This is a genomic window from Caballeronia sp. LjRoot34, from assembly GCF_964253815.1.
In the GTDB taxonomy this organism is placed as follows: domain Bacteria; phylum Pseudomonadota; class Gammaproteobacteria; order Burkholderiales; family Burkholderiaceae; genus Caballeronia.
In genome coordinates this window covers 1,055,960-1,069,452 of record NZ_CAXUSB020000001.1, presented here as the reverse complement: position 1 = coordinate 1,069,452, position 13,493 = coordinate 1,055,960, and the positions used below count along the sequence as shown (strand labels likewise).

Genomic DNA, 13,493 nt, shown 5'->3' with positions numbered 1-13,493 from the left:
TCGGCACCTCATGAACACACCGGCATCCAAGCTTTTCGTCGATAACCTGCACAAGCAGTACGGCGACAACGAAGTCCTCAAGGGCGTCTCGCTAAGGGCGAAAGCCGGCGATGTGATCAGCGTCATCGGCTCGTCCGGGTCGGGCAAGAGCACGATGCTCCGCTGCATCAACTTCCTGGAGCAACCAAATCAGGGCCGGATTTTTGTCGATGGCGAAGAAATCCGCACGCTCAAGGACAAGTACGGCGCGCTGAAAGCGGCTGAACCCAAGCAGTTGCAGCGCATGCGCACGCGTCTTTCCATGGTGTTCCAGCATTTCAACCTGTGGTCGCACCTGAGCGTGCTGGAAAACGTGATGGAGGCGCCGCTGAAGGTGCTGGGGCTCTCGAAGCAGGAAGCGCTTGAGCGCGCGCGCACCTATCTCGAGAAAGTAGGACTCGCGCCGCGGCTGGAACAGCAGTATCCGTCGCATCTGTCGGGCGGCCAGCAGCAGCGCGTGGCGATCGCGCGGGCGCTGGCGATGCACCCGGACGTCATGCTCTTCGATGAACCGACTTCGGCGCTCGACCCCGAACTGGTGGGCGAGGTGCTGAAGGTCATGCAGACGCTCGCCGAGGAGGGCCGCACGATGATCGTGGTCACGCACGAAATGGCGTTCGCCCGCAACGTGTCGAATCACGTGGTGTTTCTGCATCAAGGACGGATAGAAGAAGAAGGACGTCCCGACGACGTTTTCGGCAACACCCGCAGCGAGCGGCTCAGACAATTCCTGTCGGGCAACCTGAAGTAAAACTACAGACTGGCCACGCCGCAAAACCGAAAGCGCCCCAAGGGGCGCTTTTTTAGTTGGTATATCTAAACAGACACGGGGTCTTTAAGCCCTCGGTGCATTAACCGCACGCGCATCGTCCGTCAATAGAGGCAATCCATAGCGTTAAGGGGCAAGATCACCCACACCCTTATCCCACAAGGGTTTGCGCCTTTTTTTGCCCACCTCGTGCAAACCCGCAACACACCGATCATTGCATTTTCGAGACAGAAAGTGGGTTGGCAACAATTTTCTTGGCGGCACAAAGGTATTTTGCTAAATTAGTAATCAAAGTACGGAAACGAAGTTCATTAAAAGTAGTTTTACTTCAAAAAGAACTGAGGAGACACCGATCCCAAGTCGGTTGTGACACGGGCAGCCACTCAACGTGGCATCCCGGACGTCACGGACACCCGTCCTTCGGGTGTCATCCCTCTAAATAGTTTCCGGTTCGGTGCGCTGGCGCCGGACCAATACCGCCGCTTTTAGGCTTCTATTTTTGACAGGGTTGGAGGAGATGATGAAGAAAGCTTTGCTCGCGGCTTCGCTGCTGACGGTCGGCGTTGTGGCGCACGCTCAAAGTAGCGTGACGCTCTACGGCCGGCTCGACGCCGGTCTGGAATACATGAATGGTGCCCCGACAGGCGGGGCCAATGGCGTTACCACCGGCAGCTCGAACCGTTTCCGCGCGGAAAGCGGCGACTGGGGTACGAGCCTGTGGGGCATGAAGGGCGTGGAAGACCTGGGCGGCGGCAACAAGGCCGTGTTCCAGTTGGAAGGCAGCTTCAGCACCACGACGGGCGCAGGTCCGGGCAACAACGAGATCTTCAATCGCTGGGCGACGGTAGGCCTCGCCAACGATCAGTTCGGTACCTTGTTGCTGGGTCGCGAACTGTTCATCGCCAACGGCGTGTGGGACTTTGACCCGTTCGGTCAGTCGAACTGGTCGTCGGCTTCGTTGGTGCGCGGTCGTAACTGGACGCAATCGAGCAACAACATTTCGTACCAGTCGCCGAAGTTCCAGGGCTTGGACTTCTACGGCCAGTACGCGTTCTCGAACGCGACGTCCTTCAACGGTAACGGCACGACGCCGCAAGGCCGCGAAGCGGGCGCTCAGGTCACGTACACGACGTCGCTGTTCCAGTTGCGCGGCATGTACGACGAAATCCGCGATCCTAGCAACGGCCAGCTGGACGGCACGGCATCCACGTCGAATTTCGGTGCGTTCTCGGCCTCGCGTGAATACACGGCGATGTTCAACGTGTTCCTCGGTCAGTTCAAGATCCAGGGCGCGTATCAGGCAATCCGTACCGCAGGCGCTGGTTCGTTGCCGCTTGGCACGCCGACCACCCTCGATCACGAATGGGGCGGCGTAACGTGGCAAGCAACGCCGGCAGCAGCGTTGATCGCAGCGGTCTATCACGTCAACGCCAACAACGGTGCCGGCAATGCGACCATCTATACGGTCGGCGGCTCGTACAACCTGTCGAAGCGCACCTTGCTGGATATCCAGGTCGCAACCACGCAGAACAGCAAGACGGCAAACTTTGGCCTGAACGCCAACAACCCGGGTAATACGGTTTCGACCGATAACCCGCTGCCGGGTCACAGCCAAAGCGGTGTGTACGCAGGCATCCAGCACTCGTTCTAAACCGAACGAATCAGCCGGAGCAAGTACGACAGAGAGAGAGTCATAAGGTTTTCACGCTGCTGCGAGAGGCGCGTATCGGTGCGGTGTTCGAAAGGGCATCGCACCGTTTTTTATTGTTCGCACCGGTGGACGGGTTTTGGTCTTCTTTTAGGGGTGTGGGTTGTTTTAGATCTTCGGGGGCTGTGGGTTGAGATTGTTAGGTTTCCTCTCGACTGGTTGTGGTTGGTGGGCGAGGTTAGCGGTCGCGTCTATGCCGGGTTGCTAGGTTCCGAGGTTAGTGGTCGGAGTCTATGCCGGGTTGGTGCTTTCAGCCTTAGTGGTCTGCCTGAGTCGGATTTTCTCTTTATCACTATTAGCCACTGTGCGTGGCGGCACGTCATTTCTTTGTCCAAAGCGACAAAGAAACGAAGCAAAGAAAACGCTTTAACCGCTCTACCCTAAGTGTCCACAGCGTGCAGTTTTGATTCATAGGTGCCCCAAAAGCACGGTGCTCGCCAGAGCGAAGGATGTGTGAACCCCTCCTTCTCGCGAATCCTGACACGAACACGCTTCGCCACCAGTGCTCTCGGGCAAGCTCTCGCCCCCCCACGGATCAGCGCGGCCCTCAGTTATCCTTATCGTGCCGTGACCTCTAACTAAAAAGCCTCCGATGCAAACTTCGCATCGGAGGCTTTTTATCGCCACAGTCACTCATGCCCCACTAATCGCGTGCTATGCCTGCCGCGCCGTGACTCAGCCAGTCCAGCACCGCGCCCGTCTCGTCATCGCCCGCTTCCCTCACCTTCGTCATTGCTTCGCTCACGTCAGCGCCAGCGTTCGGTACCGCTCTGCGGATCGCCACGCCTACCGCAAGAATGTCGATCATCACTAAATGCAAAATGCGCGAAATCATCGACATCTGTGATTCACGAATCTCAATGTGATCAGTCTCCAACGCCACCGTTGCACGCTTGGCCAACGGCGTGTTGCTCGACGTGATCGCCACCACCGTCGCGCCCTGCTGCATCGCAATTTCAAGCACACGCAACAACTCCGGCGCACGCCCCGACTTCGATACCGCCACAATCACATCGCCCTTGCCCAACAACGCCGCCGACGCCGCCTGCATGTACAAATCGCCATAAGCAATGGTCGGGATGCCGAAACGGAAGAACTTGTAATGCGCATCCTGCGCCACGATGTTCGAATTGCCCAAGCCGTAAAACTCGATCCGCCGCGCACCATTCAAAATGTCAATCGCACGTTCCACATGGTCGAAGTTCAAATGCTCACGCAGTTGCAGAATCGCAGACACCGTGTTGTCCAACACCTTCGCGCCAAAATCAGTGGCAGTGTCGCCCAGATGAACCTGGCTGTGACTCACCGGGATCGTACCGGTCAAACCCGTCGCCAACTTCAACTTGAAATCCGATAGCCCCTGGCATCCCAACGACCGGCAAAAACGAATCACCGTGGGCTGGCTGACGTCGGCCTTGCGCGCAATATCGATGATCGGATCATTGATGATCGAACGCGGATGATTCAACGCAAGATCCGCCACGCGGCGCTCGGCAGGCGTCAACGCATCGCGCATCTGGCGAATCCGCTCGAATACCGCGGACGAACCGCCGTTCGCACGATTCGACAATTGCTCCGACAAAATGGCCGATACCCCAAGAAACGCCGGATATTCCGCCGTGATGATGAACGTAGGCACGCTCGACAAATACTGCTGGAAACGCCCCTTCGCTTCAAACCGCTCGCGAAACGGCGACTTCGTGAACAACTCGCCCAACTTCAACACCACCCCGCCGCCGATAAAAATCCCGCCCAACGCACCCAGCGTCACCGCAATATTCCCGGCAAACGTACCCAGAATGCCGCAGAAACAGTTCACGGCTTCAAGCGCCAACGCCTCGCCATCGTGCGCGCGCTGCGTAATGCTGGCCGATTCGAGATCGTCCGGCACCGTCACACCATCGCGTTCGGCAAGCGCCTCGTAAATCAGCAACAAACCCGGTCCCGCCGCCACGCGCTCAAACGACACATGCGGCCATTTCGTGCGCGCAAAACGCATCACCAGGTCTTCACGTTCGTTCGACGGCGCAAAGCTCGCATGACCGCCCTCGCTGCCAAGCGCAATCCAGCGGTCATCGGCGGGAATCAGGCCGGACACGCCCAGGCCCGTACCCGGCCCAAGCAAGCCAATCACGCTGTTCTGACGGCGCGAACCACCACCCACTTGCACACGCTGCGCGTCGGTCAAGCCGGGTAACGCCATCGCCAAGGCGGTGAAGTCGTTGACGACCAGCAATGTGTCGAAACCCAGCGCCCGGCGCGTGGCTTCTATCGAAAAGCTCCAGTCGTGATTCGTCATCGAGACGTGATCGCCATCCACCGGATTCGCAATCGCCACCGCCGCGTGGTTGACGCGGCTCACCTTGATGTCCTTCAGATACTGCTGCATCGCCTCAGCAATGCCCGGATAGTCGCGGCCGGGATACACACGTATTTCGCCAATCACGCCCGGCGCCATCTCAAGTGCAAACCGCGCGTTGGTGCCGCCAACATCGGCCAAAAGCCTGGGTCCGTCGGCGTGCTGACTTCCGGCCGCTACCGTTACGGCCTTACTTTGCACACCAGTAGACATCGAGCCTGACTCCCTGAGCATTTGCCAACGTGGAGATGGCGTTTTTTTGCGGTGCGGCAAGCGCAGCGTTCAGTACATCCAGCTTCTTCTGGCCACTAATGAACAGATAAAGCTGCTTGACATCCTTGAGCGCGGACATGGACAACGAAACACGCGCGTGCGGCGCGCTGCCCGGATGAACCGAGATGAACCGGTCAGCCGTCGATATGGCAAACGCCCACTCAGGGGCATCGGCGAAAATGGACGCCGTATGGCCGTCCTCGCCCATGCCGAGCACGGCGACGTCAGGCACCCGGCGCTGCGGATCGGCGTTCAGGTCCGCAATGTGCGCGTCCAGCGGCCGTGCCGTGTCCACCAGCGGCAGGAAATACGCGCCGCTCGCTGCGTTCTGCAACAGCGTTTCACGCGCAAAGCGCGCATTGCTTGCGCCGTCCGTCTCGGGCACCCAGCGGTCATCGACCAGGGTGACGTCGATATGCGCCCAGTCAAGCGCGCAGGTCGACAGGGTTTGCAAGAATGGCTTCGGGCTCGTGCCGCCAGATACGGCGAGCGTTGCGTGCTGGATGGGGTTGCCAGCCACAGCGGCATCAGCCGACGCCGCTCCGCGAGCCGCGAGCGTTGCGGTAAGCGCATCGCCTACCGCTTCTGCCAATGCGTCGGATTGGGCGCTTGGCTCATCAAAAGTATGAAGCTGGATCACTGCTCCTCCATGCTGCCTTGTTTTGGTTTCATTTCGCCCGTTACGACAACGCTTGAACCACTGCTTGAACCACTTTCAGCGTCGCGCAACAGGATTTGTCTCGGCTTTAATTGCAACATGTCTACAGCGCGTACGTCCTAGAACACGTTCCACCGACCCAGTACCACGGTCTCACTACTCATCTTGATTCCCGGCTTCAATTCTCTTCTTCCAACCAGCACGTTCCGTGCTGCGCCAGCATCGCGCTTGCGGCCGCCGGTCCCCAGGTACCCGATGCATAAGGCTTCGGCGGTTTAGCAGACGCCGCCCATTCGTCCAGGATCGGCTCCACGTAACGCCACGCCGCTTCCTGCTCGTCACGCCGCACGAACAACGCGAGACGCCCATTGATCACGTCGAGCAGCAAGCGCTGATACGCCTCCATCTGCCCTTCCTTGAAAAACTTGTCGAAGGCGAGATCCAGATGGACGCTCGCGAGATTCATGCCCTCGCCGGGCTGCTTGGCCAAGCAATACAAGCGAATGGTTTCGTTCGGCTGCAAGCGAATCACCAGCCGGTTCGCACCGGCACGCAATGCGTTCGCACCCAGCGCCGAATGCGGCACGGGGCGGAAGTTCACAACAATCTCCGCCGTGCGATCCGCCAGCCGCTTGCCTGTGCGCAGGAAAAATGGCACGCCAGCCCAGCGCCAGTTTTCGATTTCCACCTTCAACGCAACAAACGTCTCGGTATTGCTATCCGGGCGCACGCCTTTTTCGGTCGCATACGCCGGCACCGAAGTCCCCTTGATCACGCCAGCATGATATTGCCCGCGCACGGCGACCTTGCTGATGTCGCGCGGATCGACAGGTTTAAGCGCGCGCAGCACGCGCAGCTTTTCGTCCCGCACGGAATCCGAATCCATGGAATGCGGCGGTTCCATCGTGACGATGGAAAGCAGCTGCAGCAAGTGGTTCTGCACCATGTCGCGCAATGCGCCGGTGTTGTCGTAGAAGTCGCCGCGCGCTTCCACGCCAAGCTCTTCCGCAATCGTGATCTGGATGCTCTCCACCCACTCGCGGCGCCACAACGGTTCGAACAGCGCATTGCCGAAGCGCAGCGCGAGCAGGTTCTGCACCGGCTCCTTGCCGAGGTAATGATCGATCCGGTAGATCTGTTCTTCCGCGAAGATCTCGCCCACTGCGTCGTTGATTGCCTTCGACGACTTCAAGTCGTAACCCAGCGGCTTTTCCAGCACGATCCGCGCGTTTTCGTTCAGGCCGACATCGGCGAGCGCCCGGCAGATCGGTACGAACAACGACGGTCCCGTCGCCAGATAAAACACCCGCGTGCCCTCGTGCTCGTTCACCGCATCGCGCAGCAACTTGAAGTCTTCCGGCTTGCCAAGGTCGAGACGAACGTAGACGAAACGCTCCAGGAAACTCTTCCACACGCTTTCGTCGACGCCATTCTTCGACACGTGCGGCTTGACGTGTTCTTCGACCCAATTCAAATACGCCTCGCGATCTTCGGCGGCGCGCGCCACCGCGACAATCTTGCCGCCTTCAGCGAGCATGCCGCCACGGTGCGCTTCGAACAGCGCCGGCAGGATCTTGCGCATCGACAGATCGCCTGTTCCGCCGAACAGAACAAAGGTGAAATTAGAGTCGTTTTGCATGTGTCTCCGCAGGGTTCAGGAGGACCGTAGTCCAATAAAATTTTTTTTGACACTGAATTGTAGTTTAACTACAATTCAAATCAAGGGGTAACGTGATCCCGGAAAAAAACACTTAGTCAATCAGAACATGCGTGTTTTCCCGGAGATTCATGTCTAGTTGCATGGTAATTGACCTCAGCCGATGACGCTTTTGCCAGATAGGCAACGGTGCGGCAAGGGACAAAAGCCGCTTGATGCAAAACCCCGGACGCACGCCGCGCTGGTTCATGCCAGTGTGAACGGGCAAAAATCAAAAGAGGAGACACAGTTGCGATTCGACACACTCATCTCTTGAGAGCCGTGCGGCCGTGGTTCGGTCTGCCGGCCAGGCTGGCGTGCCCAAGGTTCCTTGCCCTGGACAACGCTTGGCCTTTTCCCGCCGACACCGCCGATAACCGGCCACTTCAGTTTGTTCATGTTCCAGCCATCGCTTCCTGGCGGCATCAGGGGCCAATCGTTTTTTGTTCAGGTGTTCGGAGGAGATAAACAATGAAATTTCGCAAGCTCATCGGCGCGCTCGGCGCCGCAGGTCTGTTGTGCGGCGTGTCGGCGCAGACGGTTCAGGCGGCTGAATCCCTGTCGGTACTGCACTGGTGGACTTCCGGTGGCGAGTCGAAGGCCGTTGGCGTGTTGAAAGACGACATGACCAAAGAGGGCTACACCTGGAAGGACTTCGCCGTTGCAGGCGGTGCGGGCGCGGCGGCCATGACGGCGCTCAAGACCCAGGTCATCTCGGGCAACGCACCATCGGCAGCACAGATCAAGGGTCCGCTGATCCAGGAATGGGCTGAACAAGGCGTGCTCGTGCCGATCGACTCGGTTGCCGGCGACTGGAAAAAGAACCTGCCGCCCGAAATCGACAAGACGATTCGTGCCGATGGCCACTACGTCGCCGCGCCCTTCTCGGTGCATCGCGTGAACTGGCTGTGGATCAACAAGGCGGCACTGGACAAGGCAGGCGGCAAGGTTCCGACCACGTGGCCGGAATTCTTCGCGCTGGCTGACAAGATGAAGGCCCAGGGTATCGTTCCGGTGGCAGCAGGCGGCCAGCCGTGGCAAGACCTGACCTTGTGGGAAGACGTCGTGCTGTCGCAAGGCGCGGACTTCTACAAGAAGGCGATTGTCGACCTGGACCAGAAGACGCTGACGTCGGACCAGATGGTTGGGGTCTTCGACACGGTGCGCAAGATCGAAACGTATTTCGATAACGGCCGCACCGGCCGCGACTGGAACCTGGCGACCGCCATGGTCATCAACGGCAAGGCCGGCATGCAATTCATGGGCGACTGGGCCAAGGGCGAGTTCGCGGGCGCGAACAAGACCGCCGGTACGGACTATGTCTGCGCACCGGTGCCGGGCACCTCCAAGCAGTACACGTTCAACGTCGACTCGTTCGTGTTCTTCCAGCAGAAGGGCTCGAAGGAAGCAACGCCGGGACAACTGGCGCTCGCCAAGACCATCATGTCGCCTGCGTTCCAGGAACAGTTCAGCCTGTACAAGGGCTCGATCCCGGTTCGCCTGGGTGTATCGATGGCCAAGTTCGACGCCTGCGGCAAGCAGTCGTACGCCGATGAACAGACGGCCATCAAGGCCGGCGGTTATGTGCCGTCGCTGGCACACGGCATGGCGCAAGGCGACGCAACAGCAGGCGCGATCACTGACGTCGTGACGAAGTTCATGAACTCGACGCAGGATTCGAAGAGCGCAGTTGCCGCTCTCGCGAATGCCGCGAAGACGAAGTAACCGCGCGAAGTAAGCGAGAAGTAATCGTTTCGTTTGACACCGGGCGCGCGGCTTTTTAACCGGCCGCGCGCCCGGGCAAATCCCAAGCATGAGTTGGCGTAAAAACTGCTGTATCCCTGTTCCGGCCTGAGACTCTTGCCGGCAAATTTCCAGGAGTCGAGAAGTGGCTGCCTCCCCTAGCGGTATCGCGAGCAAGACATCGCGCACCCCGCCTCGCCGCACGTCGCCTCTGGCGGCGCTTGCCGATACATACATTCCGAAGCTCGTACTCGCGCCAAGCGTGCTGATTGCACTGGTGTTCGTGTACGGCTTTATCCTTATCACCGGCTGGCTTTCGCTGACCAATTCGCGATTGATGCCGCGCTATGAATTCACCGGCTTCCAGCGCTACACCGAGCTGTTCTCGAACGACGTCTGGTGGACGTCGGCTGCGAACCTCGGCTGGTTCGGCATTCCGTTCATTGCGATCTGCGTCGGGCTCGGGCTGTTCCTGGCCATCCTGCTCGACCAGAAGATCCGTAACGAAGGCGCGTTGCGCGCGATTTTCCTGTACCCGATGGCGTTGTCGTTCATCGTGACGGGTACGGCGTGGCAATGGATCCTGAATCCCGGCCTCGGATTGGAAAAGGTCTTCCACGACTGGGGCTGGACGAGCTTCTCGTTCGACTGGCTCGGCAACCCCGACAAGGCGATCTTCTGCGTGGTGATCGCGGCCGTGTGGCAATCCACCGGCTTCGTGATGGCCCTGTTCCTCGCCGGTTTGCGCGGCGTGGACGCGGAGATCTTCAAGGCCGCGCAGATGGACGGTGCATCGTTGCCGCGGATCTATCGCAAGATCGTGATCCCGAGCATGCGGCCCGTGTTCTTCTCCGTGCTGCTGATTCTCTGCCACATCACCATCAAGACCTTCGACCTCGTGGTTGCGATGACCGCGGGCGGTCCGGGCACGTCGTCTTCGCTGCCAGCCATGTTCATGTACACGTTTTCGTTTAACCGCGGGCAGTTGGGCCTGGGCGCCGCTTCATCCATGATGATGCTCGCCACCGTCGTCGCCGTGCTGGTGCCGCTCATGTATCTGGAATCGAGGAGCACGCGCAATGGAATCTAAGATGACGATCAGCCGCGCCGTCATCTATGCGGCGCTGGTTCTGTTTGCCCTGTATTTCCTGTTCCCGATCTACGTGATGCTCTCGACGTCCTTCAAGGACCTCGACCAGTTGCGCACCGGCAACCTGCTCACGCCGCCGACCTCGTTCACGTTCGCACCCTGGATCAAGGCGTGGTCGCAATCGTGTACCGGCGTGCGTTGCGACGGCATGGAACCGTTCTTCATGAACTCCGTGCGCATGGTGATCCCGGCCGTGCTGATCTCGTCGATAGTCGGCGCGTTCAACGGTTACGTGCTCACGCACTGGCGCTTTCGCGGCGCCGACGCCGTGTTCACCATGCTGCTGGTCGGATGTTTCATCCCGTTCCAGGCCATCCTTTTGCCGATGGCGCGTTTGCAAGGTTTGCTGGGACTCGCGAACACCACGACCGGTCTCGTGCTGGTGCACGTGGTCTACGGTATTGCGTTCACCACCATGTTCTTCCGCAATTTCTACGTGAGCATTCCGGCGGAACTGGTGAAGGCGGCACGTATTGACGGCGCGGGTTTCTTCACCATCTTCACGAAGATCCTGCTGCCGGTGTCGCTGCCTATTTTCATGGTGTGCCTGATTTGGCAATTCACGCAGATCTGGAACGACTTCCTGTTCGGGATCGTGTTCTCCGGCGTCGATTCAATGCCGATCACCGTCGCCCTGAACAACCTGGTCAACACATCGACGGGCGTGAAGGAATACAACGTCGACATGGCTGCCGCGATCATTGCCGCCCTGCCCACCCTGCTCGTCTACATGGTCGCCGGCCGGTTCTTCGTGCGCGGCCTGACAGCGGGCGCGGTGAAGGGCTGATTCCGGGGCTGATTTCCGCGGGGCGCCTTCAGTTGCTGAACGGCGCCCGCGACAGAAGATCAACTGAAGCGCGGAAGAACATTAATTCGGCGCAGAGACATTAAAGGATTCACAGCATGGCAAGCCTTTCTATCCGTGACGTGTACAAGACTTATGCGAACGGCGTGCCCGTTCTGAAGGGCGTGAACATCGACATCGAGGACGGGCAGTTCCTGATCCTCGTGGGCGGTTCAGGCTGCGGCAAGTCCACGTTGCTCAATATGATCGCCGGGCTGGAAACGGTCACCAAGGGCGACATCATGATCGACGGCAAGACGGTGAACAACCTCTCGCCGAAAGATCGCGACATTGCGATGGTGTTCCAGTCGTACGCGCTGTATCCGTCCATGACGGTGCGCGAGAACATCTCGTTCGGGCTGAACATTCGCAAGGTGCCGAAGGACGAGCAAAAGGCGATCGTCACGCGCGTGTCGGACACGTTGCAGATCCAGCATTTGCTCGATCGCAAGCCCGGCCAGTTGTCGGGCGGTCAGCGTCAGCGCGTGGCCATGGGGCGTGCGCTGGCGCGTGATCCGGTAATGTTCCTGTTCGACGAGCCGCTGTCGAACCTTGATGCCAAACTGCGGATCGAGATGCGCTCGGAGATCAAGCTGCTGCATCAGCGCCTTGGAACGACGATTGTGTATGTGACGCACGATCAGATCGAAGCCATGACGCTCGGCGACCGGATCGCGGTGATGAAGGACGGCGTGGTGCAGCAGTTCGGCGCACCGCAGGACATCTATGATTCGCCGGCGAACTTGTTCGTGGCGGGTTTCATTGGCGCGCCGCCGATGAATTTTATCGATGGCAAGCTGGTCGATGCCGGATCGGGCGTCGGACTTGAGGTCGATACGGGCGTGACGCGCACCGTGTTGAACCTGCCGTTCGATGCCACGGCCATGCGCGGCAAGATCGGTCAGAACGTGATTCTTGGTTTGCGGCCGGAGCGGATTACCGATGCGCGCAGCGCGCATAACGTTGAAGACGCGCGGTTGCAGCCAATTGAGGTGAAGATCGATGTGATCGAACCTACGGGTCCGGATACGCTGGTGTTCACGCAGGTGAACGGCAAGCGCGTGGTGAGCCGCGTGCATCCGGCGTCGAACCCGCAACCGCTGACGAACATGACGCTGTTGTTCGATGTATCGAAGGCTGTGTTGTTCGATTCGAAGAGCGAAGAACGGCTGGCTTGAGGTTGAACGTTTTGCTTGGAAAAAGCCGCTGCCCTCACGGACAGCGGCTTTTTGTTCTGGATGCCTGGCGTTCGCGCGCCCGTTGCTTAATGGCTTACTGCCCTGCCTCGCCCGCGTGATACTCAGCGCGCTGGCGCTCCAGGCTGCGGCCCAGATCGCCCTCGAACACGGCGGAGCCTTGATGGCTCAGATTCGATTTCGTATCGATGGCAGGCGTAATGCCGATCGCCGCGCACCGCCGGCAAAACGCATAGTCCTCCGAAAGATAGCTCCCGGACTGCGGGTCGATCATGGTGTCGAAGAACGCGTAGTGGTTCCTGGCGATTTTCCCGGTCTTGTGGTCCGGCCGATCAACCAGGTCAGCCCGGTAACGAAGCTCCGGAAAGCTGCTTGCGAGTTTCAAAAATACCTCGCGTTTGATGAGCATGAATCCAGTCGGTGCGTCGATGACATCGAGAAAACCGTTTTCGTCCGGTTCCAGTTCGGCCGAAACCGAGGTGGCCGGATAACGGGCGAAGCGTGCGCGGAAATCGACTTTCTTCGTGCCAACCGGCAAAGCCTCCGGCAAGCCCTCCGATGGCCAGCCATCGGTTTTCAGCGGATAGACGCCCGCCACCAAAGGACGATCGGCCTGAAGCAGGCGAACGACATCCGAACCCTTGAAACCGATATCGCCGTCGATCCACATCAGGTGCGTGAACCGATCGTCCGCAAGATATTCCGCGACCATCGTGTTGCGAGCACGCGTGATCAGGCTGTCGAAGCTATTGAAATTTACCCAAAGACCAAATCCGTGTTCGTCAGCGGTGTCGTACAGATCGAGAAGCCCATGGACATAGCTGGTGGTCACGACGCCACCGTAGCTGGGCGTGGCCACAAATACATTGGCTTTGATTTTTACATCAGTCATCAAGCTTGCTCCAGATAGGGTGAGAATTTATGTCGGCCCGATGGTCCGAGAATGGTCCGAGACCTCGATACGCTCCCCTTGTTTCAATCAATGAAGCAGCGGGTTGCGAAGGCATCCTATCGGAATAGTTCATCTCGAAAAACCAGCCCCGTGTGGCCCGTTTGGC

The 13,493-nt window shown here is 59.1% G+C and carries 10 protein-coding genes; 6 read left to right on the top strand and 4 right to left on the bottom strand.

Annotation, left to right across the window (positions count from 1 at the left end):
* Window positions 1-10 precede the first annotated feature (10 nt).
* Window positions 11-790, top strand: a complete 780-nt coding sequence (locus ACSQ36_RS04715) for an ABC transporter ATP-binding protein (RefSeq protein ID WP_436181077.1) — start codon at window positions 11-13, stop codon at window positions 788-790.
* A gap of 538 nt (window positions 791-1,328) precedes the next feature.
* Entirely contained in the window at window positions 1,329-2,459 is a 1,131-nt protein-coding gene (locus tag ACSQ36_RS04710) for a porin (RefSeq protein ID WP_213762597.1), read from the top strand.
* 700 nt (window positions 2,460-3,159) lie between these two features.
* On the opposite strand, the gene ACSQ36_RS04705 is transcribed toward ACSQ36_RS04710, so the two are convergent.
* From ACSQ36_RS04705 to zwf, 3 genes are all read right to left on the bottom strand, one after another.
* Window positions 3,160-5,088, bottom strand: coding sequence for a bifunctional transcriptional regulator/glucokinase (locus ACSQ36_RS04705; protein WP_436181076.1), 1,929 nt, complete (start codon window positions 5,086-5,088; stop codon window positions 3,160-3,162).
* On the bottom strand, window positions 5,066-5,788 hold the full coding sequence (gene pgl / locus ACSQ36_RS04700) for a 6-phosphogluconolactonase (RefSeq protein ID WP_436181075.1): 723 nt from the start codon (window positions 5,786-5,788) through the stop codon (window positions 5,066-5,068). Before pgl ends, ACSQ36_RS04705 begins: the two co-directional genes overlap by 23 nt.
* Before the next feature lie 196 nt (window positions 5,789-5,984).
* Complete coding sequence (gene zwf, locus ACSQ36_RS04695; RefSeq protein ID WP_436181074.1) at window positions 5,985-7,445, bottom strand: glucose-6-phosphate dehydrogenase; 1,461 nt, start codon at window positions 7,443-7,445, stop codon at window positions 5,985-5,987.
* A gap of 528 nt (window positions 7,446-7,973) precedes the next feature.
* On the opposite strand from zwf, the gene ACSQ36_RS04690 reads away from it, so the two are divergent.
* From ACSQ36_RS04690 to ACSQ36_RS04675, 4 genes are all read left to right on the top strand, one after another.
* Window positions 7,974-9,227 (top strand): ABC transporter substrate-binding protein, encoded by a 1,254-nt coding sequence (locus tag ACSQ36_RS04690; RefSeq protein ID WP_213762593.1) that lies wholly within the window; start codon window positions 7,974-7,976, stop codon window positions 9,225-9,227.
* Between the two features lie 184 nt (window positions 9,228-9,411).
* Entirely contained in the window at window positions 9,412-10,335 is a 924-nt protein-coding gene (locus ACSQ36_RS04685; protein WP_346730451.1) for a carbohydrate ABC transporter permease, read from the top strand.
* Window positions 10,325-11,182: a carbohydrate ABC transporter permease gene (locus ACSQ36_RS04680; RefSeq protein WP_213762591.1), complete on the top strand. Its 858-nt coding sequence runs from the start codon at window positions 10,325-10,327 to the stop codon at window positions 11,180-11,182. Before ACSQ36_RS04685 ends, ACSQ36_RS04680 begins: the two co-directional genes overlap by 11 nt.
* 116 nt (window positions 11,183-11,298) lie before the next feature.
* The gene (locus ACSQ36_RS04675) at window positions 11,299-12,417 is read left to right on the top strand and encodes an ABC transporter ATP-binding protein (RefSeq protein ID WP_213762590.1); all 1,119 of its coding nucleotides are present in this window, start codon (window positions 11,299-11,301) and stop codon (window positions 12,415-12,417) included.
* A 94-nt stretch (window positions 12,418-12,511) separates the two neighbouring features.
* On the opposite strand, the gene ACSQ36_RS04670 is transcribed toward ACSQ36_RS04675, so the two are convergent.
* Entirely contained in the window at window positions 12,512-13,327 is an 816-nt protein-coding gene (locus tag ACSQ36_RS04670) for a hypothetical protein (protein ID WP_436181073.1), read from the bottom strand.
* Between the last annotated feature and the right edge of the window lie 166 nt (window positions 13,328-13,493).

What these genes read in the sequence shown, in the direction of transcription:
- ACSQ36_RS04715 (WP_436181077.1), top strand. Translation starts at nt 11, where the DNA reads ATGAACACACCGGCATCCAAGCTTTTCGTCGATAACCTGCACAAGCAG.
- ACSQ36_RS04690 (WP_213762593.1), top strand. Translation starts at nt 7,974, where the DNA reads ATGAAATTTCGCAAGCTCATCGGCGCGCTCGGCGCCGCAGGTCTGTTG.
- ACSQ36_RS04670 (WP_436181073.1), bottom strand. Translation starts at nt 13,327, where the DNA reads ATGACTGATGTAAAAATCAAAGCCAATGTATTTGTGGCCACGCCCAGC.
- ACSQ36_RS04705 (WP_436181076.1), bottom strand. Translation starts at nt 5,088, where the DNA reads ATGTCTACTGGTGTGCAAAGTAAGGCCGTAACGGTAGCGGCCGGAAGT.
- ACSQ36_RS04680 (WP_213762591.1), top strand. Translation starts at nt 10,325, where the DNA reads ATGGAATCTAAGATGACGATCAGCCGCGCCGTCATCTATGCGGCGCTG.
- ACSQ36_RS04675 (WP_213762590.1), top strand. Translation starts at nt 11,299, where the DNA reads ATGGCAAGCCTTTCTATCCGTGACGTGTACAAGACTTATGCGAACGGC.
- zwf (WP_436181074.1), bottom strand. Translation starts at nt 7,445, where the DNA reads ATGCAAAACGACTCTAATTTCACCTTTGTTCTGTTCGGCGGAACAGGC.
- ACSQ36_RS04710 (WP_213762597.1), top strand. Translation starts at nt 1,329, where the DNA reads ATGAAGAAAGCTTTGCTCGCGGCTTCGCTGCTGACGGTCGGCGTTGTG.